The 19,929-nt window shown below is 70.2% G+C and carries 20 protein-coding genes; 6 read left to right on the top strand and 14 right to left on the bottom strand.

Annotation, left to right across the window (positions count from 1 at the left end; genetic code table 11):
- Positions 1-33: 33 nt before the first annotated feature.
- Genes EPD65_RS00165 through EPD65_RS00175 form a run of 3 tightly spaced genes read right to left on the bottom strand, consistent with a single transcriptional unit; the run spans position 34 to position 3,470 of the window.
- Entirely contained in the window at positions 34-879 is an 846-nt protein-coding gene (locus EPD65_RS00165) for an MlaE family ABC transporter permease (RefSeq protein WP_131580724.1), read from the bottom strand.
- A complete protein-coding gene (locus EPD65_RS00170) occupies positions 880-1,719 on the bottom strand; it encodes an MlaE family ABC transporter permease (RefSeq protein ID WP_243640353.1) in 840 nt (279 codons plus the stop codon).
- Complete coding sequence (locus tag EPD65_RS00175; protein WP_131580726.1) at positions 1,716-3,470, bottom strand: FAD-dependent oxidoreductase; 1,755 nt, start codon at positions 3,468-3,470, stop codon at positions 1,716-1,718. Before EPD65_RS00175 ends, EPD65_RS00170 begins: the two co-directional genes overlap by 4 nt.
- A 147-nt stretch (positions 3,471-3,617) precedes the next feature.
- On the opposite strand from EPD65_RS00175, the gene EPD65_RS00180 reads away from it, so the two are divergent.
- Entirely contained in the window at positions 3,618-4,850 is a 1,233-nt protein-coding gene (locus EPD65_RS00180) for a PucR family transcriptional regulator (RefSeq protein ID WP_131580728.1), read from the top strand.
- A 16-nt stretch (positions 4,851-4,866) separates the two neighbouring features.
- Here EPD65_RS00180 and EPD65_RS16465 read toward each other — a convergent pair whose 3' ends face one another.
- The 10 genes from EPD65_RS16465 to EPD65_RS00225 form a co-directional block, all read right to left on the bottom strand.
- Positions 4,867-5,220 (bottom strand): oxidoreductase C-terminal domain-containing protein, encoded by a 354-nt coding sequence (locus EPD65_RS16465; protein WP_243640354.1) that lies wholly within the window; start codon positions 5,218-5,220, stop codon positions 4,867-4,869.
- Entirely contained in the window at positions 5,220-6,086 is an 867-nt protein-coding gene (locus tag EPD65_RS00185; protein ID WP_243640355.1) for an NAD(P)/FAD-dependent oxidoreductase, read from the bottom strand. The genes EPD65_RS16465 and EPD65_RS00185 overlap by 1 nt, the downstream gene beginning before the upstream one ends.
- Before the next feature lies 1 nt (position 6,087).
- Positions 6,088-6,279 (bottom strand): ferredoxin, encoded by a 192-nt coding sequence (locus EPD65_RS00190; RefSeq protein WP_131580730.1) that lies wholly within the window; start codon positions 6,277-6,279, stop codon positions 6,088-6,090.
- A gap of 4 nt (positions 6,280-6,283) precedes the next feature.
- Positions 6,284-7,699: a fatty acid desaturase gene (locus tag EPD65_RS16625; RefSeq protein ID WP_131580732.1), complete on the bottom strand. Its 1,416-nt coding sequence runs from the start codon at positions 7,697-7,699 to the stop codon at positions 6,284-6,286.
- 134 nt (positions 7,700-7,833) lie between these two features.
- Positions 7,834-8,124: a hypothetical protein gene (locus EPD65_RS00200; RefSeq protein ID WP_131580734.1), complete on the bottom strand. Its 291-nt coding sequence runs from the start codon at positions 8,122-8,124 to the stop codon at positions 7,834-7,836.
- 183 nt (positions 8,125-8,307) lie between these two features.
- Positions 8,308-9,252, bottom strand: coding sequence for a CU044_5270 family protein (locus EPD65_RS00205; RefSeq protein ID WP_131580736.1), 945 nt, complete (start codon positions 9,250-9,252; stop codon positions 8,308-8,310).
- Positions 9,252-9,770 carry an RNA polymerase sigma factor gene (locus EPD65_RS00210; RefSeq protein WP_131580738.1) on the bottom strand — a complete coding sequence of 173 codons (519 nt, stop codon included), beginning with the start codon at positions 9,768-9,770 and terminating at the stop codon, positions 9,252-9,254. Before EPD65_RS00210 ends, EPD65_RS00205 begins: the two co-directional genes overlap by 1 nt.
- A gap of 41 nt (positions 9,771-9,811) precedes the next feature.
- Positions 9,812-11,188 carry a YncE family protein gene (locus EPD65_RS00215; RefSeq protein WP_131580740.1) on the bottom strand — a complete coding sequence of 459 codons (1,377 nt, stop codon included), beginning with the start codon at positions 11,186-11,188 and terminating at the stop codon, positions 9,812-9,814.
- 49 nt (positions 11,189-11,237) lie between these two features.
- Positions 11,238-12,449: an amino acid deaminase/aldolase gene (locus EPD65_RS00220; RefSeq protein WP_131580742.1), complete on the bottom strand. Its 1,212-nt coding sequence runs from the start codon at positions 12,447-12,449 to the stop codon at positions 11,238-11,240.
- Positions 12,446-13,717, bottom strand: coding sequence for a D-arabinono-1,4-lactone oxidase (locus EPD65_RS00225; RefSeq protein WP_165872824.1), 1,272 nt, complete (start codon positions 13,715-13,717; stop codon positions 12,446-12,448). The genes EPD65_RS00220 and EPD65_RS00225 overlap by 4 nt, the downstream gene beginning before the upstream one ends.
- Positions 13,718-13,873: 156 nt before the next feature.
- Here EPD65_RS00225 and EPD65_RS00230 point away from each other — a divergent pair, with 156 nt between their 5' ends.
- The 5 genes from EPD65_RS00230 to EPD65_RS00250 all read left to right on the top strand — a co-directional run bounded on the left by EPD65_RS00230 (position 13,874) and on the right by EPD65_RS00250 (position 17,869).
- Positions 13,874-14,806 (top strand): LysR family transcriptional regulator, encoded by a 933-nt coding sequence (locus tag EPD65_RS00230; protein ID WP_131580746.1) that lies wholly within the window; start codon positions 13,874-13,876, stop codon positions 14,804-14,806.
- Between the two features lie 105 nt (positions 14,807-14,911).
- Positions 14,912-15,151: a hypothetical protein gene (locus EPD65_RS00235; RefSeq protein WP_131580748.1), complete on the top strand. Its 240-nt coding sequence runs from the start codon at positions 14,912-14,914 to the stop codon at positions 15,149-15,151.
- A gap of 165 nt (positions 15,152-15,316) precedes the next feature.
- The gene (locus EPD65_RS00240) at positions 15,317-15,553 is read left to right on the top strand and encodes a hypothetical protein (protein WP_131580750.1); all 237 of its coding nucleotides are present in this window, start codon (positions 15,317-15,319) and stop codon (positions 15,551-15,553) included.
- Positions 15,554-15,649: 96 nt separating this feature from the next.
- The gene (locus tag EPD65_RS00245; protein WP_131580753.1) at positions 15,650-17,185 is read left to right on the top strand and encodes an MFS transporter; all 1,536 of its coding nucleotides are present in this window, start codon (positions 15,650-15,652) and stop codon (positions 17,183-17,185) included.
- 39 nt (positions 17,186-17,224) lie between these two features.
- On the top strand, positions 17,225-17,869 hold the full coding sequence (locus EPD65_RS00250) for a TetR/AcrR family transcriptional regulator (protein ID WP_131580755.1): 645 nt from the start codon (positions 17,225-17,227) through the stop codon (positions 17,867-17,869).
- Positions 17,870-17,888: 19 nt separating this feature from the next.
- On the opposite strand, the gene EPD65_RS00255 is transcribed toward EPD65_RS00250, so the two are convergent.
- Complete coding sequence (locus EPD65_RS00255; protein ID WP_131580757.1) at positions 17,889-19,883, bottom strand: fatty acid desaturase; 1,995 nt, start codon at positions 19,881-19,883, stop codon at positions 17,889-17,891.
- Positions 19,884-19,929: the final 46 nt, after the last annotated feature.

A 19,929-nucleotide genomic window follows, 5' to 3' on the forward strand; every position in this document is an offset into this window, starting at 1 on the left:
GACGGAGCTGACGGTCGATGAGACGCACTGAGGTCACCCCGAGATGTGGACCGACGGACCGCCCCAGATGGCGATGCCGAAGATCAGGTCGACGAACATGGTGGCGATCAGCGCCGTACGCACGGCCGCGCCGACGGCCCTGCCGACACCGGCCGGACCACCGCTCGCGTGGAAGCCGTGGAAGCAGCAGACCGAGACGACGACGAGCGCCATCACGAGCACCTTCACCATCGCCAGGAAGAGGTCTCCGGGGATCAGGAAGGTGTCGAAGTAGTGCTGGTAGTTGCCGCTCGGCTGGCCGTAGCCGACGGTCACGACGAGCCGGGTCGCTAGCCAGCACATGATCACCGCGATGCAGAAGAGCGGGACGACGGCGATCAGGCCGGCGATGATCCGCGTGGTCACCAGGAACGGCACCGGGTGCACGGCCATGACCTCGAGGGCGTCGATCTCCTCGCTGACGCGCATCGCACCGATCTGCGCGGTGAAGCCCGCACCGACCGTCGCGGTGAGCGCGATGCCGGCGATGATCGGGGCCACCTCACGGGTGTTGAAGTACGCCGAGAAGAAGCCCGACAACGCGCCGACACCGATGTTGTCGAAGGACGTGTACGCCTGCAGCCCGACCTCGATCCCGGAGGCCGCGGTGAGGAAGCCGATGACCAGGACGGTGCCGCCGATCAGCGCCAGAGCACCCGAGCCGAGGCTGACCTCGGCGAGCAGGCGCACGATCTCTCCCCGGTAGCGGTGCAGCGTCCGCGGGAAGTGGCTGAACGCCTCGAGGTGGAAGGCCAGCTGCCGGCCCAGCTCACGCAGCCGGGTGCCGGGCACAGCGGCGGCGCGGGCCAGCGCCGACGGCGTGCGTTCGGTGGTGCTCACTCAGGCTCCCAGCTTGATCGTGAGGAAGACGGTGGAGATGACGCTGTTGGCCGCGAAGAGCAACATGAAGGCGAAGACGACGGTCTGGTTCACCGCGTCGCCGACGCCCTTCGGGCCGCCCTTGGCGTTGAGGCCGAGGTAGCAGGCGGTGAGCCCGGCGAGCATGCCGAAGACGCCGGCCTTGAGCTCGGAGGCGAGGAAGTCGGGCAGGCCGACAAGGAGCGTCAGATTGGAGACGTAGAGCCCCGGCGTCGCGTGCTGGAGCACGACCGAGAAGAAGTAGCCACCGACCAGGCCGACCACGGTGACCACGCCGTTGAGGGCGACTCCAACGAGCGTCGAGGCCACCACGCGGGGCACGACGAGGCGCTGAATCGGGTCGATGCCGAGGGTCTTCATCGCGTCGATCTCCTCGCGGATCGTCCGCGAGCCGAGGTCGGCACAGATCGCCGTGGCGCCCGCGCCCGCGACGACCAGCACGCTGACGATCGGGCCGATCTCACGCACGACGGCGACCGCTGCGCCGGCGCCGGCGAGGTCGACCGCGCCGATCTGGATGAGCAGCTGGTTGACCTGGAAGATGATGATCACGCAGAACGGGATCGAGACCAGCAGCGCCGGCCCGAACGACACCGTGATCACGAACCACGCCTGCGAGACGAACTCGCGGAACCGGAAGCGCGTCGTGAACATCTTCCGGAACGTGTCGACCACGAAGGCGTAGAAGCTGCCGATGGCGCTGAGCGCCACGAAGGGCACGCTGCTCTCGAGCGCTTCCCGGGCGACCTTCTGGCTCGCCGGCGACATCCCGGTCAGCCCGGGCTTCGCGTCGGTCTTCACGCACGGACCTCGCGGTCGGTGCTGCGGATCTCGACGATCGGCAGGCGCAGCGCCGCCGGCGCCGTGGGAGGTACGACGGGAGCGCGCGGCGCCACGGCGGGCACGCGGACGTACGTCGTGCCGGGCGCCGGGCGCTGGTCGACCTCGCCCTTGTTGGGCCACATCGATGCGGCGCGCTCGGCCTGGGCGGTGATGGTCAGCGACGGGTTCACGCCGAGGTTCGCCGAGATGGCGGCACCGTCGACGACGTACAGGTCGGGGTGGCCGAAGACCCGGTGGTAGGCGTCGATGACGCCGTCCTCCGGCGTCGCGCCGATGACCGCGCCGCCGAGGAAGTGCGCCGTCATCGGGATGTCGAAGATCTCCCCCGTGCTGCCGTACGCCGCTCCCCCGATCTCCTCGGCCATCAGCCGGGTCGCCTCGTTGGCGGCCGGGATCCAGGTGGGGTTGGGCTCGCCGTGGCCCTGGCGGGAGGAGAGCTTGAGCCGACCCCGCCAGGTCTTCTTGCCGAAGACCGTGATCGAGTTGTCGTGGGTCTGCATGACCAGCGCGATGATCGTGCGGTTCGACCAGTCCTTGATGCCGAGGTAGAGCGCCAGGAAGTTCAGCGGGTGGCGCAGCACCGCGAGCAGCCAGCGCAGCGGTCGCGGCAGCCGGCCGCCGCCGTTGGTCATGACCGTCTGCAGGAAGGACATCGAGTTCGAGCCCTGGCCGTAGCGGACCGGCTCGATGTGGGTCCGCTCGTCCGGGTGGATCGAGGAGGTGATCGCGACGCCGTGGTGGAAGTCGGCGTCCTTGCGCTTGCTCAGCTTCAGGCTGGCGCTGCAGATCGACTCCGAGTTGGTGCGCGTGAGGTGGCCGAGGCGGTCGGAGAGGTGAGGGAGCGCCCCCGAGGCCTTCATCTGGTGCAGCAGCTCCTGGGTGCCCCAGGTGCCGGCTGCCATCACGACGTGCTGGGCGGTGAGGGTGCGGTGGTGGCGCTGTCCGCGACGTCCGGTCGGGCGGACCTCGACGGCGTACCCACCCTCGGGTCGAGGCGCGACCCGGGTGACCGTGGTCAGCGGCAGCACCTCGGCGCCGGCCTTCTCGGCGAGGTGGAGGTAGTTCTTCACCAGGGTGTTCTTGGCGTTGTGGCGGCAGCCGACCATGCACTCGCCGCACTCCAGGCAGCCGTTGCGGTCCGGCCCTTCACCACCGAAGAACGGGTCCGGGACGAGGGCGCCGGGCTCCTTCGCACCGTCGCGGCCGAAGAAGACGCCCACCGGAGCGGCGTGGTAGCTCTCCCCCACGCCCATCTTCGTGGCGACCTTCTGCAGCACCTCGTCGGCGGCGGTCACGGTCGGGTTGAGGGTGACGCCGAGCATCCGCTTCGCCTGGTCGTAGTGCGGCGCCAGCTCCTGCTTCCAGTCCGCGATGCCGGCCCACTGCTGGTCCTGGAAGAACGCGTCGGTCTGCGGCTCGTAGAGGGTGTTGGCGTAGACCAGCGATCCACCGCCGACGCCCGCACCGGCGAGCACGACGACGTTCTTGAGAACCCGGATCCGCTGGATGCCGTAGCAGCCCAGGCGCGGCGCCCAGTAGAAGCGCTTCACGTCCCAGTTGGTCTTCGCGAAGTCGTCGTCGGCGAACCGGCGACCGGCCTCGAGTACGCCGACGCGGTAGCCCTTCTCGGTCAGCCGCAGCGCGGTCACCGACCCACCGAAACCGGATCCCACCACGAGGACGTCGTAGTCGACGGGCGCTGCACCCACGGTGACCTTCTCCCTGCTCTCTGTGGCGGTCGCCACAACCAGAACAGGACGTTTTCACAATCCCGGGAGTGCCTTCTCGGCCCCGATCGCCAAGATCCGCCCCCGGTCTTGTACATCTGACCAATCGCTGCGCGATACGGTCTGAGCATGAGCAAGGACGTCGCCCTGGAGTCGCTCGTCGCGGCCTTCGTCACGGCCGAGAGCGAGCCGGCTGCCCTCGACACCTGGGTCGAGCGGATCGCCGGGCCGACCCTCAGCGAGATCCCCGCGATCGCCGGCGACGCGGTCCTGGCCGACAGTCTGCAGACGTCCGTGCGCGCCCACTGGCTGTCGTTCCTGGCCAGCCTCCGGGAGCCGGCGCGCGAGGTCCAGCTTGTGCAGGCGGCTGCCGACTTCGCGGCCGACATGGCGCTGCGCGGGCGTCCGCTGACGGAGCTCTTCCAGACCTATCGCGTCGCCCAGAAGGCGGTCTGGGACTACCTGACCACCGCCGCCCGCGCCTTCCCCGGCAACACCGGGGACGAGGCAGGGTTCATCATCTTCATCTGGAACCGCGCCAGCGACTGGCTCAACGCCTCCATCGTGGCGTCGGTCGAGATCTTCCAGGACGAGCAGGACCGCCTCCGTCAGGGCGCAGCGGCCCAGGCGCTGGTGACGGTGCGGGGCATCCTCGACGCCGCGACCGGCACGACGGCCGATCCGCGCGAGCTGTCCGCCGCCCTCGGCGGCTATCCGCTGTCCTCACGCCACACGGCGCTGCTGCTCCGCGCGGATTCGCCCGAGCGCGTGAGCGACCTGCGAGACGCCGCCATGCAGCTGGCCCGCAGCGTCGGCAGCCGCAACCCGCTGCTGGTCAGCCCCGGTGGGCGCGACCTGTGGTGCTGGCTCGCCACGAACGCAGCTCCCCACCGCGAGGCGCTGCTGGCCAGCTCGACCTGGCTCGGCGAACGCGGCATCCGTGCTGCCGCGGGCACGGCCCTGCCCGGCACCGACGGCTTCCGGCTCAGCCACATCGAGGCCCAGGAGGCTCTCCGGATCTCGCTGCGCTCCCCCGCCGTCCGGCCGATCACGCTGTTCGCCGACGTCGAGGTGCTGTCGATCATCTCGAGCGCAGGCGCCGCCGCCGACCGGTTCGTGCAGCGCACGCTCGGCGAGCTGGCCCAGGACACCGAAGCCAACGCCCGCCTGCGCGAGACGTTGCACGCGCTGCTGACGACGGGAAGTGTCGATGCAGCAGCGCGGCACCTGACCGTGCACAAGAACACGGTCAGGTACCGCGTGGCCCAGGCCGAAGCGCTCCTCGGGGCTCCGCTCGCATCCGGGCGGACCGAGGTCGAGCTGGCGCTGCGCTACCTGGAGGCTTTCGGCACGGCCCGCTGACGGCCAGCCCGGGGGTTCAGACGGTCGCCTCGACCCGCTCGTTCGCCTGGAACAGAGCCTCGTCCCAGCTGCCCGGCTCCATCACCAGGCGGCGGAACTTCATGATGTCGCGCGGCCTGTCGATCGTGAGGACGCCAGCAAGCTGGGTGCCGCGACGGTAGAGGACGATCGCGCCCGGCCCACGCGGACCGACCGTGACCTCCTCGTCGGCGCGCGGGGTGCCGACGAACTGGAGCCGGTGGCCGTACCAGTCCGACCAGAAGTACGGAATGGTGTCGAGCTCTGCGAGCTCCGTGCCGGGTGCGGCGAGGGCGTTGCGCGCGGCCAGCGCGCCCTGCTCGGCGGCGTTGGTCCAGTGCTCGAGGCGCATCAGGTCACCGTCGAAGCGGCTGTTCGGGAAGTGGGCGACGTCGCCGGCTGCCCAGACACCCGGTGCCGAGGTGGCCAGCGAGGCGTCACAGAGGACGCCGCGGTCGCCGTCGTGGAGGCGATCGCGCTCTCCTCGAGCCACGCCGTCGCAGGTCGGACACCGATGCCGACGACGACCAGGTCCGCCGGCACGGTCGTGCCGTCGTCCAGCACGACGCCGGTGACCCGGCCGCCCGTACTCTCCAGACCGGAGACGCCGACGCCGAGCCGCAGGTCGGTGCCGGCGGCGCGGTGCAGGTCGGCGCAGATCGCGCCGGGCTCCGGGCCGAGCGACCTGCTCAGCGGTACGTCGAGGCGCTCGACGATCGTCGCCGGCAGTCCCCGCTTGCGGGCCGCCGAGGCGATCTCGGAGCCGATGAACCCGGCACCGATCACGACGGTGCGCGCACCGGCATCCAGCGCCCGTCGTACGGCGACAGCCTCGGCGTGGGTCCGCAGACCCGTCACGCCGGCGATGTTGTCCGTACCGGGAAGCCGGTACGGCGTGGCTCCGGTGGCGATCACGAGCGCGTCGTACGCGACCGACGTGTCACCGACGATCACCCGTCGACCGGCCGTGTCGAGGCCGGTGGCCGGCGTCCCGAGGAGCGTCGTCACGCCGAGCTCGTCCAGCTCGGCCTGCGTGCGGAGCGGGACCAGGTCGTCCGCCGTGCCCTGGTCGAGCTGCGCCTTCGACAGCGGCGGCCGGTCGTAGGGCAGGTGCTCCTCCGCGCCGATGAGCGTGATCTGGCCGCCCCAGCCGGTCCTGCGGGCGGACTCCGCCGCAAGCAGGCCGGCCAGCGAGGCACCGACGATGACGAGGCTCATGTCAGTCCCTCAGCGAGAGGGCCGACACCGGGCAGGAGTCGATGGCCGCCCGGATGAAGGCCCGCTGACCCTCGTCCGGTGCATCGTCGAGGACGACGACGAACCCGTCGTCACCCACCTCGAAGAACTCGTGGGCCATCGCCTCGCACATGCCCAGGCCCTCGCAGCGACCGCGGTCGACGTCAATGCGCATGACCTCACACCCCCGCCGTCTCGACGGGAACGAAGTCGACCTTCTCGCGTACGCCGCAGTCGGGGCAGCACCACGTGTCGGGGATGTCCGCCCACGCCGTACCGGCCGCGAAGCCCTCGAGCTCGTTGCCTGCGGAGACCTCGTAGGTGTAGCTGCAACCAGGGCAGCGCGCCGCGAGGACCTCGTTGGCGAACGTGTGCGCGGAGGTGTCCTCGTGCAGGACGTCGACGCTGACCGCGGCGGGAGCCGGGTAGCGGCGGAGCAGCTTCTCCCGCTTGGCCGGGTGCACGTTGGCGAGACGGATGTCGCCGTCGTAGTGCGCCACCACGCGCTTGTCCATCAGCCGGCGGAAGAGCGGCGGGAAGAGGGCCACGACGATCATGCCGGTGTAGCCCGTCGGGAGGACCGGAGCCTCCCGGAAGTCGCGCAGCGTCTGGTAGCGACGGGTCGGGTTGGCGTGGTGGTCGCTGTGCCGCTGCAGGTGGTAGAGCAGCACGTTCGTCGCGATGTTGTTGGAGTTCCAGCTGTGGCTCGGGTCGACCCGCTCATAGCGCTGACGCTCCGGCGTACCGACCATCTGGCGGAGCATGCCGTAGTGCTCCATGTAGTTGACGACCTCCAGCAGGGAGAAGCCGACGACCGCCTGCAGGGCGAGGTACGGCAGGATCCCGACGCCGAGCCAGAGCGTCAGCGCGCCCCAGAGGACGACGGTCATCAGCCAGGCGTTGAGGACGTCGTTGCCGAGGTGGAACGGGTGCGTGCCCTTGCGCTGGTAGCGCTTGGCCTCGAGGTGCCACGAGCTGCGCAGCGACCCGAGCACGGTGCGCGGCCAGAACCGGTAGACGCTCTCGCCGAGGCGGCTCGAGGCCGGGTCGTCGGGCGTGGCGACGCGGACGTGGTGACCGCGGTTGTGCTCGATGTAGAAGTGGCCGTAGAACGACTGCGCCAGCGCGATCTTGGAGAACCAGCGCTCGTGGCTTTCCTTCTTGTGCCCCAGCTCGTGCGCGGTGTTGATCGCGACGCCGGCCACGACGCCGATGGAGATGGCGAGACCGATCTTGTCGGCGACGCTCAGGTCGGCGGTGGCGAGGTACCAGATGGCCAGCACGAAGCCGGCGTACTGCACGGGGAGGTAGAGGTAGGTCACCCAGCGGTAGTAGCGGTCGTTCTCGAGGGCCTCGATGATCTCCTCGGGCGGGTTGGTGTCGTCGTAGCCGGCGATCAGGTCCAGCGACGGGATGACCGCGAAGAACATGAGCGGCGTGAGCCACAGCCACCCCGACCAGCCGGTCTCGTGCTGCAGCGCCAGCCCGATCAGCGGCATCACCGGGATGACGAGACCCAGCACCCACAGGTAGCGCTTCTTGTCCTTCCAGACAGGTGCGGAGACCGCACCTGCGTCGTACGAGGCAGTGGACATGTCGTCCTCCAAGGTGATCGGAAAATCTGGCGATGTTGAGACGATCGCACAACGATTTTCCGTCGCTCTAGGGAAGAGCGCACCGAATCAGCGGGGCGCCATTGGACTATCGACCAATTGCCTGTGACAGCACGTCAGAGCCCCGCGACGTACGCCCAGCGCGCGACGACCCGCGCGAACAACGCGTCGAGCTCGGGGCGCGCGATGCCCAGGCGCGCCCGCGTCTCCTGCGGCGGGATCTCGCGGGCCACGTGAGTGAGGGAACGACAGATCGGCGCGAGCGCCTGCGTGTCGACGACGAAGCGCCCCTGCACCGGGACGGCGATCACGTCGGACACCCCGACCACACCGGCGGAACGCGCCACCGTCACCGCGACGCGGACCGCGCGGGTCTCCCGTGCTGTCAGTTCGAATGGTGCACCCATGACCGTCCTCGTCAGCGTCCGTGCGCCCGGGCAAGACCTGCCCGGGCGGAGCTGCGGAGTGCCCGCCCGGAACCCCCGTTCCCGGGCCGGCAACACCGCATGCGCTCACCTCCTCATCACACGAGGGAGCCGATGTTCACGTCGGCGGACAGAAAAACTTCCGCGGCGGTCCAGGCGGATGCGTCAGGTGCGGCCGAGTGCCGGCGCGGTGTCGGCCGGTCCTCTCTCGACGTAGGTGATCCGCCACTGCTTGAAGCCGTCGCGTTTCTCTCGTTGCTCGAGCAGTTGTCCCGTCGCGGGGTCCACGATGTAGGTCATGAGTCCCTCGACCGGAATGCGCAGCGAGACCGACCAGCCCTTCCGCCCGACCGAGTCCGTCGCCTTCGCCAGTCGTGTGCCGGGGACGGACGCCAGGACGCGCCACATAGCGCTGCGCACCCGGGGCGGAAGAGGCGCCTCACCCAGGAGGAAGCCAGCGTCGCTGAAGATCTTCCACCGGTCGTCGAGCCAGTCCGGCCCGCCGCCTGCCACGAGAAGCTCACGCAACTTCGCGGTGTCCGTGGGCAGCTTGAGCATCTCCGCCCAGCTGTTGCCGCCTCGACGACCCCCGAACGGGAACCGTGACGGGAACCGCCACGTGGCACCCTCCTGGCGCAGGACGCCCGGACGGCCGTTGCCGATCCACAGCTCGCGCGGCTCCCGCCGGTGACCGAAGGTCTGGAACGACTTCACGTGCCAGTAGCGGATGTCCTTGGTCTGCGGCCCGGCGACCCTGGCCGCGGCGAGCAGCACGTCACGCGCTGTGCCATAGGTGACGTCCGTCGTCGAATGGGTGGCCGTCGGCACCGGGAGCGCGGCGGCCGGCCGGGCACCGTCGTCGAGGCGCGGCAGAACGACGGCAGTCGTCACGGTCGCAGCAGCCGCAAGTCCCGCTCCGAATGCCGCCAGCCGCGTGCGGCGCCGCCGGCGCTTCGCGACCTCGTCGAGGCCGGCACGGGCGATCAGCTCGTCCGGGCTGGCGAAGGTGAGTCCGAAGTCCTCGGGAGCCGCCACGAGACCGGCACGTGCGGGAGCGAGCTCGTCGCGGAGGCGCTGGACCTCGACGTCGGGCATGCGGTCGTCGGCCATCACTCCCCCTCTCCGAGCGGCGCGCTGTCGTACAGGAACCTGGCAATCTTCTCCCGGCCCCGGGAGAGACGCGAGGCGAACGCCGAGGGCGTGACCCCGAGCAGTGCCGCGATCTCCGCACCGGAGAGATCACTCGCGAGTGCGGCAATGACCGCTTCGCGTTCCCCGGCGGGCAGCGCATCGAACGCCCGGCGCGCGGACTCCGCCTCGGTCACGACGGCCGCCGGGTCGTCGTACGCCACCGGGTCGGGCGCCGCGTGGTCGTGCGCGAAGCGGGCGTCGTGGTGCTTGCGCCGCCGCTGCTGCTGCGCGTGCTGGATCTTCCGGTGCGCGACGCCCCAGACCCAGCGGCGGCGTTCGGACGGATCGGCGGGCGCGCTTGCCCGCTTCTGCCACACCACGAGGAACGTCTCGGAGACGACGTCCCGCGCGTCCTCGGGCGGGAGCTTGGCGAGTGCGACGTTGAAGACGAGCGACTGGAGCTCACGCATGAGTGCTGCGAACTCGTCCCTCTCCACGGCCGGAGCCTAGCGACGCCGGGCCCCGACCGCGGCCGTTGTCAGCCGAGGATCGACTCCAGTACCCACCCGTGGCGGATCCGCTGCGGGTGGTCGCCGACCGGGAAGTAGGCGAGCTCCTTGCCCGTGGCGAAGTCGATGACGGCCACCGAGTCCGCGCCACTGAGCGAGACCCAGCAACGGTTGCCCGGGCCCTCGGTGGTCCAGTACGGCTTCTCGTACGAGTGGCCGGTGGTGCTCGTGTCGTACAGCTTGTAGGAGCCGGTGGCCCGGTTGACCATCGCGACGTAGTCGTCCATCGTGCCGGCCGCGCAGAGCGTCTTGCCCGTGGTGTCGATCGACAGGCCGTGGTGCGCAGAGTCGTTGACGTAGTTCTCCAGCGGCATGGTCGGCACCTTGTTGGGCAGGGTGATCAGACGGGTCACCGCACCGGTGCGCGGCTCGGCGACCGTGCCGGCCTTGTAGCCGACCTTGCCGTCGATGTCCGGAGCCTGGGTGTCGAACTCGACGATGCCGTGGAAGTAGGAGACCTGGAAGTAGATGAACCGCTCCCCCGGTGCGATCGCCATCGGCCGCACCGCCGAACTCATCCCCGGGTACCCGGCCTCGGCGAGCTCCTTGCCCATGTCCCAGCGCTTCAGGATCGAGAAGTCGGCGTTGCGCACGATCTCGAACCAGCGGTCGCCCTTGATCGCGTCGTTGACCGGGCCGATCTTCACCGGGCCCGCGTAGACGTCGTCACCCGGGGTGTAGACCCGGCCGATCGAGGCGTGGAAGATCCGCGACCCGTCCTTGGAGTAGTTGCTCTCGTGCGGCGTCTCCCCCGACTCGAAGGTCCGCAGCCGCTGGCCCATCGTGATCTTCGTGCCGTTGGCGAGGGTCTGGTTCACCATCGAGTACTCGTGGACCGTGCGCGAGGTCGAGTCGGAGACCAGGAGGCGCTGGCCGTTGGGCGAGAGGCCCATGTGGTCGGTGCGGAAGCCGTCCATCTGCTCCTCGTGCACGATCGCTCCCGGCGCCTTCGCGATCGCCTTCGCGATGTCGATCCAGACCACGTCCGCAAAGCTCGGGCGCGAGACCGCGAGGTACTTGCCGTCGGGCGTGGTGAACATGTCGTCGACGAACTGGTCGTGCCCCTCACCCGGGCCGTAGCGGATCAGCAGGAACTCGGCGAGCTTCGCGGGGTTCGCGTAGATGGCGGCAAGCTCCTGCGCCTTGTCCGGCACGAGGTTGATGCCGGACTTCAGGGTCTTCAGCGTGCTCGCGTCGACCATGGACGCCGTGCCTGCCCAGTTGTTGCCGACGAACATGACGCTGCGCTTGGCGGTCGCGCCGGCAGCTGGCCCCGAGGCCGACAGCGGCGCGAGCGAGAGGCCGGCCACGGCCACGGCAGTGGCGACACGGAACGAACGACGCATGGGTACTCCTCGGGGGTGGTGGTGCTTCTGGTTCAACGACGCGGAGGCGTCACAGGAACGCGCGACCCTCGCCGCGGTAGGTGGGGACGGTCGCGACGAGCTGCCCGTCGTGGACCAGGTGCAGCTCGTTGACGCGCTCGCAGAGCTCGCCGGCCTTGGCATGGCGGAACCAGACCCGGTCGCCGACGCCGAGCGCATCGGCGCCCGCACCGGCCAGCGGCGTCTGGGCCTCGCCGGCGCCCTCGAGCGACGTGAGCCGGAGCCCCTCCGGCCAGACCGGCCGCGGCAGGCGATCGGCGGCCGGGACTCCGCTCGCGACCCACCCGCCGCCGGAGACGGTCGCGATGCCCGCGACGGGACGGCGTACGACCGTGGTCACGAAGTACGCCGACGGCAGCGGCCGGAAGCGCTGGTAGCCGTCGAAGAGCGTCGGCACGTAGAGCCCGGAGCCGGCCGCCACCTCCGTGACGGCGTCCTCCGCGACGGTGGACTCGATGCTCCCCGTGCCGCCGCCGTTGACGAACTCGAGGTCGGCGACCTCCCGCACCGCGTCCACGACGGCACCGCGTCGCCGGGCGAGCTCCGCGATCGACGCGGACTGGATGGCGCGGATCTGCAGCCGGCGGGCGAGCGATCCGGTCCTGTCCCCCAGCCCGGCGACCTGCCCCTCGTAGGCCATCAGCCCGACCAGGCGGAAGCGCGGCCGGGCGGTCACCGCGCGAGCGAGCGCGACGGCCTGGTCGACCGAGTGCACCGGCGAGCGTCGTACGCCGAGGTGGACGCGGCCGTCGAGCAGCCTCAGGGACGCGTCGAGGTCGAGGCACACCCTGATCGGGGCCGGTCCCTCCGGCGCGCACTGCGACACGAGGTCGAGCTGGGCGACGTCGTCGACCATCAGCGTCACCCGTTCGAGGAGCTGCGGGCTGGAGGCGAGGCGGCACAGCGCTTCGCGGTCGGCCGTCGGGTAGCCGACGACGACGTCCTCGTGGTCCTCGGCCAGCCAGAGCGCCTCGGCCAGGGTCAGCGCGAGGATGCCGGCGAAGCCGTCCGTGGCCAGGACGGCCGAGGTGAGGGCCCGGCAGCGCACGGACTTCGAGGCGAGTCGCACGGGCTTGCCCGCAGCGCGGGTCACGAGCGAGCGCGCGTTGGCAGCGAAGGCCCCCAGGTCGACGACCGCATACGGAGCGTCGAGGTGTGCCGTGGCCTCCTCGAGTGCAGCGAAGCCGGTCGGCTCCGGTGCCAGCCGGGCGAGGTCGATCATCCGAAGATCCTCCGGATGTGTGCGTTGGCGAAGACGCCGTCTGGATCGAGGCGGCGGCGCACGTCCTGGAAGGCGTCCCATTCCGGGTAGCGCTCGCTCAGCGCTGCGGCATCGAGCGTGTGCCGCTTGCCCCAGTGCGGACGGGCCGCGTACTCCGCACCGATCGCCTGGACCGCGGCGAAGTACTCCTGCCAGGCCATGCCCTGGTAGGCATGCACCGCGACGTACGCCGTCGGGCGGCCGTAGGACGGGCTGAGCATCGACTCGGTGTCGGCTGCGACGACGCGCACCTCGATCGGGAAGTTGACGGTGTGCTGCTCGGCGACCCGCAGGATCCGCGGCAGCACCTCGGGCAGCACCTCGCGCGGGAAGGCCAGCTCGGACTCGGTGAACCGCACCTCGCGCGGGCTCGAGAAGACGCGGTGTCCGACGTTGACCTTCTCCGACGGGCCGGCGACCGTCGTGACCAGCCGGTTGAGCCGCGGGATCTGGCTGGGGAACCGGCGTCCGGTCCGGCAGATCAGGTCGAGCACCTTGTTCTCGAGGATCACCTCGTCGAAGTAGGCACGTCGTTCGCTGCCGGGCTGCGCCGGGTCCTGCGTGCGCTCGAGCTGCTTGGTGAGCGCGCGGTCGGCGTACGGAAAGACGAAGAACTCGAAGTGGTCGCTGCCGTCGGCCAGCGCGTCGAAGTCGCGCAGCACCGTCGCGAGCGGCATGCGGTCGCGCTTCTCCCTCAGGCGGAACGCCGGCACGGTCCGCAGCGTGTACGCGGTCACGACGCCGAGCGCACCGACACTGACCCGCCCTGCCCGCAGGTCATCACCGGCCAGCTCCAGCACGTCGCCCGCGGCCGTGACGACCTCCATCGACTCCACGAACGTCGCGAGGTTGCCGAACGCCGCCCCCGTGCCGTGGGTGGCCGTCGAGATGGCGCCCGCGGCGCTCTGGACGTTGATGTCACCGAGGTTGGCAAGGGCCAGGCCGTGGGCGTCGAGCAGCTCGTTGACCTCGTACAGACGCGTGCCGGCAGCGATCCGGACCAGGCCGGTCGCCGGATCGACGTGCTGCAGGCCGGTCAGGCCGTCGAGCGAGATCAGGGTGCCGTTGGTGAGGACGTTGTCGCCGAAGGCGTGGCCTCCACCGACCACGCGGACCACGTCACCGCGTGCGGCTGCTGCGACAACGGTCGTGGCGACCTCGTCGACGGACGTCGGCGTCGCCCGGTGCTGCGGCGCGCAGCTCTGGTCACCGGTCCAGTTGCGCCACATCAAAGCTCCCTCTCCATGTCCGGCCACTCCGGCCGGAGGCTCCAGCCTGCCGCTCGCGGGACCTGCGGGGGAAGCGCCAATTGACCTCCCCATTCACACGATCGCGTTGTCAGTCCGGCCCACGGCGGGGCCGCGACGGTGCATAGTGGGGGCCTCATGGACGTCCACACCCGCAAGCTGCGCTGCTTCCTCGTCGTCGCCGAGGAGCTGCACTTCAGCCGCGCCGCAGCGCGGGTCTTCCTCACCCAGCAGGCGCTGAGCCGACAGATCCGTGAGCTCGAGGAGGAGCTCGGTGTCGCGCTCTTCGAGCGGACCACCCGACGGGTCGCGCTGACCCCGGCCGGTGAGGCCTTTCGTGAGGCGACGGCACAGCTGCTGACCGGCCTCGACGACGCAGTCGAGGCCGCACGCCGCACCGACCGGGCGATGTCCGGGCGGCTCCGGATCGGCTTCTGCCCCGGCGCCGCCCTCGAGCTGACCACGCCGATCCTGGGCGACTTCCGGTCGGCGTTCCCCGACGTCGAGCTCGACCTGCGGGAGTTCCCGGCGAACGACCCGTCCGCCGGGCTCGCGACCGGCGTCAGCGACGTGGCGTTCATCCGGCTGCCGCAGGGCACCGCGGCGATCGAGACCGAGGACCTCTTCATCGACCCGTGCATCGCCGCTGTCTCCGCAGGCCACCCGCTCGCTGACCGCACGACGGTGACCGTGGCCGACCTCCTCGACGAGCCGCTGACGCTGAGCGACACGGCCGACGAGGTCTACAAGGCGTTCTGGAGCCTGCGCGACGCACGCACCTCTCCCCCGCCGAAGCTGCACCCGGTCAGCTCCGTGACCGAGGAGGTCGCCCTGGTCGCGACCGGCATGGCGATCTCGGTGACCAGCTCCGCCGTCCAGTCCTTCACCCCGATGCCCGGTGTGCGCTACCTCCCGATCGAGGACTGGCCGGGCTCCCGGGTCGCTCTCGGCTGGCACGCCGGCGAGCGGTCCCGCATCGTCGCCCACTTCGTCGACACCGTCTGCGCCGTCCGCGACCGGGAGACCGAGCTGGTGCAGACCCTCGAACGCCGAGGCCTTCCCGAGGCCTGACTGCAGCAACGCGTGCATGGTGCATGCGTGACACGGGCCACACCGCCGAGGCACACTGGCAGCGGATCGATCTGGAGGGGTCGAGACTCTCGGAGGAGGATCGTCATGCAGTCACCGACTGTCAGTGACTACCGCGCCGGCGCTCGCGCAGCGCGACAACTGGTGTGCGACGCGACCGGCACAGCAGCCGACCGCCGCGAGCAGCTGCGTCGCCTGGCGCACGAGATCGCCAGCGGTTCGTCGGTCTGGTCGGACACCGCGTTCGGCGAAGGCTTCGTGGCCTACGTCCAGCGCCACACCGGCGCCATCGCCGTACCGGCCCAGCGGCAGCCCTCGGCGGACTGACCCGCACAACGACAGTGTTGCTGCCACTCCGTGCTGCCACCCACGGGCCTTGAGATGCGACGCCGACCGTGACTACTGACGACCGCAACCAGGCAGGGCGGTGAGACTTCGGGGCAGCCCCGGAGATCGTGACGGCGCCTCGACCGACGGTGATGGGCGCCGGCCGTGACCGCTGGGGCGACGCCGGGCCTGGCCGACTACTCCCCGCCCATGCCTGGCGTCCGCCACCTGTCCCTCACCGACTGGCCGGGCTCCCGCGTAGCGCTCGCCTGGCACGCGGGCGAGCGTTCGCGCGTCGTCGCGAGCTTCGTCGACATCGTCTGTGCCGTGCGTGACCGCGAGACCGACCTCGTGCGGTCGCTCGAGACGCGTGGTCTCGAAGGGGCCGAGCCGACGCCGTGACCAGGCGCCCTCGGCGCTCGTCCGACTCGCCATCTTGACAGTGTCAATTTAATCGCTGACCATCATCTTGACACTGTCCATTTCGAAGGGACTCCCATGGTCCGCAAACCGCTCGTACTCCTCACCGTCTGTCTGGCCACGCTGACCATCAACATCGGCACGATGGTCGTCAACGTCGCCCTCCCCTCGATGGCCGACCAGCTCGACGCCAGCACCAAGGACCTGCTGTGGATCGTCGACGGCTACAACCTGGCGTTCGCCGCCCTCGTGCTCGCGATGGGCAGCCTGTCGGACCGCTTCGGCCGGCGCCCCGCGCTGGTGATCGGCCTTGCCGGGTTTGCTGCAAGCAGCGCCGCAGCGGCACTCGCGGACGGGAGCGCGGCACTCATCGCAGCACGCGTCGTCATGGGTGTCTTCGCCGCGCTCATCTTCCCCACGACGCTGTCGATCATCTCGAACACCTTCACCGGACGTCGCGAGCGCGCCTCGGCCATCGGCCTGTGGGGCGCGTCGTCGGGCGTGGGGGTCGCGGTCGGCCCCGTCATGGGCGGCTTCCTGCTCGCGCACTACAGCTGGCACAGCATCTTCTGGGCGCTCGTCCCGATCGCCGTGGTCGCGCTGGGCCTGACCCTCGCGTTCGTCCCCGAGTCGCGCGACCCCGACGTCCCGCGCATCGACCGTCCGGGCTTCGTGGTGTCCGTCGCCGCGCTCGCCGTCCTGACCTGGACGATCATCGAGGCCCCCGGCCGCGGCTGGGGCAGCGCCGAGACGCTGACCGGCTTCGGCGTCGCTGCGGTCCTGATCCTGGTCTTCATCCAGATCGAGCGCGCCGTGCGCAACCCGATGATCGACGTGACGCTCTTCCTCGACCGTCGCTTCAGCGCTGCCTGCGCGGCCGTCACCATCGCGTTCTTCGCGCTCTTCGGCTTCATCTTCCTGATCACGCAGTTCTTCCAGTTCGTCCGGGAGTACACCCCGCTCGAGACCGGCCTGCGCTTCCTGCCCGTCGCCTTCTCCATCGCCGCGTCGTCGGTCATCGGGAGCCAGCTCGCGCCGCGCCTCGGCACCCGGGCGATCGTCGCTCCCGGCATGGCCCTCATGGGTGCGGCGTTCCTCTGGATCTCGACCGTCCCTGTCGGCGTCACCTACGCCACGGTCGTCATTCCGCAGATGATCCTGCTCGGCACGGGCATCGGCCTCGTCACGGCGCCGGCCACCGAGTCGATCATGCGGGTCCTGCCGCCGGCCCGCGCCGGCGTCGGGTCCGCGGTCAACGACGCGACCCGGGAGCTCGGCGGGACCCTGGGCGTCGCCGTCGTCGGCGCGCTCTTCTCCTCTCAGTACGCCGACCGGCTGATCGAACTGATCGGCCAGCACCTGTACCCGGCGACCGCAGCCAAGGCGTCCGAGTCCGTCGGCTACGCCCATGCCGTTGCCGCACAGGCCCCGGCGCTGCGGGACCTGGTCGACACCGCCTTCCTCGACGGCTTCAACCTCGCCTGCGTAACCGTCGGCGTGATCTGCCTCGTCGGTGCCGCTGCGGCATGGTTCGCCCTGCCGGCCGACCGCTACGACCCGCTCGCGGACGAAACCGCGCAGGCCCATGACGCGCAGCTCACCGCCCGGCACTGAACCGGCATCACCGCACACGACTCGACTACCGTGACGCCCATGTCGACAGCCTCGTACCACCACGGCAATCTCCGCCAGGCCCTGGTGGACGAGGCTGTCGCCGTGACCCGCGAGTCGGGCCCGGACGCGATCAAGATCCGCGACCTCGCACGCCGCGTGGGCGTTTCGCACAACGCGGCGTACGGACACTTCGCCAACCGCGACGACCTGATGGCTGCGGTCGCCGACCACGCCTACCAGCGCCTCGTCGATGCGATGCATCGACGTGTCGCCGCTGTGGACACGGTCGACCCGGTGCTCCGCGCTCGCCGTCGGCTCGCGCAGATCGGCCGCGCGTACGTCGAGTTCGCCGTGGCGGAGCCCGGCCTCTTCCGGGCCGCCTTCACCGCCCCGTCCCGTGGCGACACCCTGGCGTCGGCCGCGGGGCCCTACGCGCTGCTCGGCTCGGCGCTCGACGAGCTGGTCGACGTCGGCTTCCTCTCCCCCGCCGCACGTCCGGGCGCCGAAGTCACGTGCTGGTCCGCCGTCCACGGCTTCTCGGACCTGAACATCGACGGCCCCCTCGCCTCGGCGAGCCCGGACGTCCGCGCTGCCACCCTCGACCACGTCCTGGTCAGCATCGATCGGTCGTACGCCGCAACCACCGGCAGCACCGTCTCGGATAGCGACATCCTGGAGAGCTGAGGAGACCCCGACGTCCAGGTCAGGCGTCGTAGTCCACGCTCACCTCGTCGCTCGTCGGGTGGGACTGGCAGGTGAGCACGTAGCCGGCCTCGAGTTCGCCGGGAGGCAGCGCGAAGTTCTGGTCCATGTGGACCGTGCCTGTGAGCAGCTTCGCCTTGCAGGTGCCGCAGGCTCCACCGAGGCAGGCGTAGGGAGCGTCGAGGTTGGCCTTGAGAGCGGCTTCGAGGACCGTGTCGCCTGCGTCGAGTGACACCGCCTGCTCACGTCCTCGCAGCGTGACGTCGACCCTTGCCGGCCGGAAACCGTCCGTGGACCGGGGCTTGTCGATGCCCTGGAAGAGCTCCACGTGCACACGCTCCGGTTCAACGCCTCGCTCCAGCAGCAGCTGGTGCAGGTCGGTGACCATGCCGACGGGTCCGCACAGGAACCAGTCATCTGCCCGGTCGGGCAGCCAACCGTCCAGCCGGTGTCGGTCGATCCGGCCGCGCAGGTGTTCGGGGTGGCGCGGGTCGCGCGAGCGGAAGTGGATGATCCGGAGGCGGTCGACGTACCGGGACTCCAGCTCGTCGAGCTCACGACGGAACATGGTGCTGCCTGCGTCACGGTTGCCGTAGAACAGCGTGAACTCGCTCTCGGACTCGACGGCCAGCGTGGTCCGCACGATCGACAGGATCGGCGTGATGCCACTGCCGGCTGCAAGGGCTACGTAGCTCTTGCTGGCCAACGGATCGAGCGCGGCGCCGAACGACCCGGTCGGAGTCATCACGTCGACCATGGCACCCGGGCGGAGTGCCTCCACGGCGTACGTCGAGAACGCGCCACCCGCGATGTGCTTCACGGCGAACTCCAGGACGTCCGAGGTCGCCCCGGAGCAGATCGAGTAGTTGCGACGTACGGCTCGGCCGTCGATGTCGGCGCGCACCGTCAGGTGCTGCCCGGGCTGGAAGGAGAAGGCGTCCTTCAGGTGGTCCGGCACGTCGAGCGTGACGAGGACGCTGTCGTCGGTGAGCCGGGCAACCCGGCCGACCCGCAGGGAATGGAATGCCGCCGCCGTCGGGGAAGGACCCTTCGGGATCCGGATCGGCAGGAGCCGTGCCAGGCGCCCGTTGAGCCGCTTCCACTCCTGGTACTCCGCGACATCGAGCTGCTGGCCGAACACCGTCCCGATGGCGGCGTCGCGCTCGAGGTAGGCCTCCTCGTTGCGCCGCCAGGCGGCGACGTAGCGGTAGAAGGGGATCGACGGATGCAGGTGGTGCACCAGGTGGTAGTTCTGCGACAGCAGCAGCGGCGTGATGACCCACTCGGCCCCGACCCGGTTGCGGGTGGCGCGATAGCGGTTCTCCGCCTGGGTGTCCTCGAGGTCGTGGTGAGGCAGCCAGTCGAACCACCACGCCAGCACGAACATGGCGACCCGCGCCGGGATGAGGTAGAGCACGGCCAAGGTCCAGAAGTGGCCGGTGAGCGCACACGCGACGACCACCGCGATCGTCACGACCATCAGGACGATCGTCTCCGCGACCTCCGACCGCGGACGCCGCCGTACATTGCGCACCAGGAAGGTCAGGTACGGCACGTCCATCAGCGGGAACCGGATCGGCAGCTGCCACCACGGCGCACCGCTGACGAAGTGGTCGGGGTCGTTCTCTCCGTCATTGGTGTTGCGGTGGTGCTCGATGTGGATGAAGGCGAACGACCGGAACGAGATCAGCGGCGACACGAAGAGCATCGCGATGCGGCCGAAGGCGACGTTCACCCAGCGGTGGGTGCTCACCGAGTAGTGCGCAGCGTCGTGCAGCACCGTGAACAGGACAAAGATCGCCGCTCCGCTGAGCAGGATCGTGGCGGGCACGGGAAGCCTGTCGGCCAACGCCGCCCAGGTGGACGCCGCAAAGGTCGTGATGGCTGCCGTGAAGATCGCGACGATCGGCCAGGAGATCGTCGGGACGCGCTCCCCGGGGTCGGGCAGAGCGTGGCGGGCGCCGGAGGGAGCAGGCTGCTCGATGGTTGCTGACATGCCGCGACGGTACGAATGGTCACCTGCGCTCGACCAGCAACGCCGC

This window comes from Nocardioides jejuensis (genome assembly GCF_004337475.1).
GTDB lineage: Bacteria > Actinomycetota > Actinomycetes > Propionibacteriales > Nocardioidaceae > Nocardioides > Nocardioides jejuensis.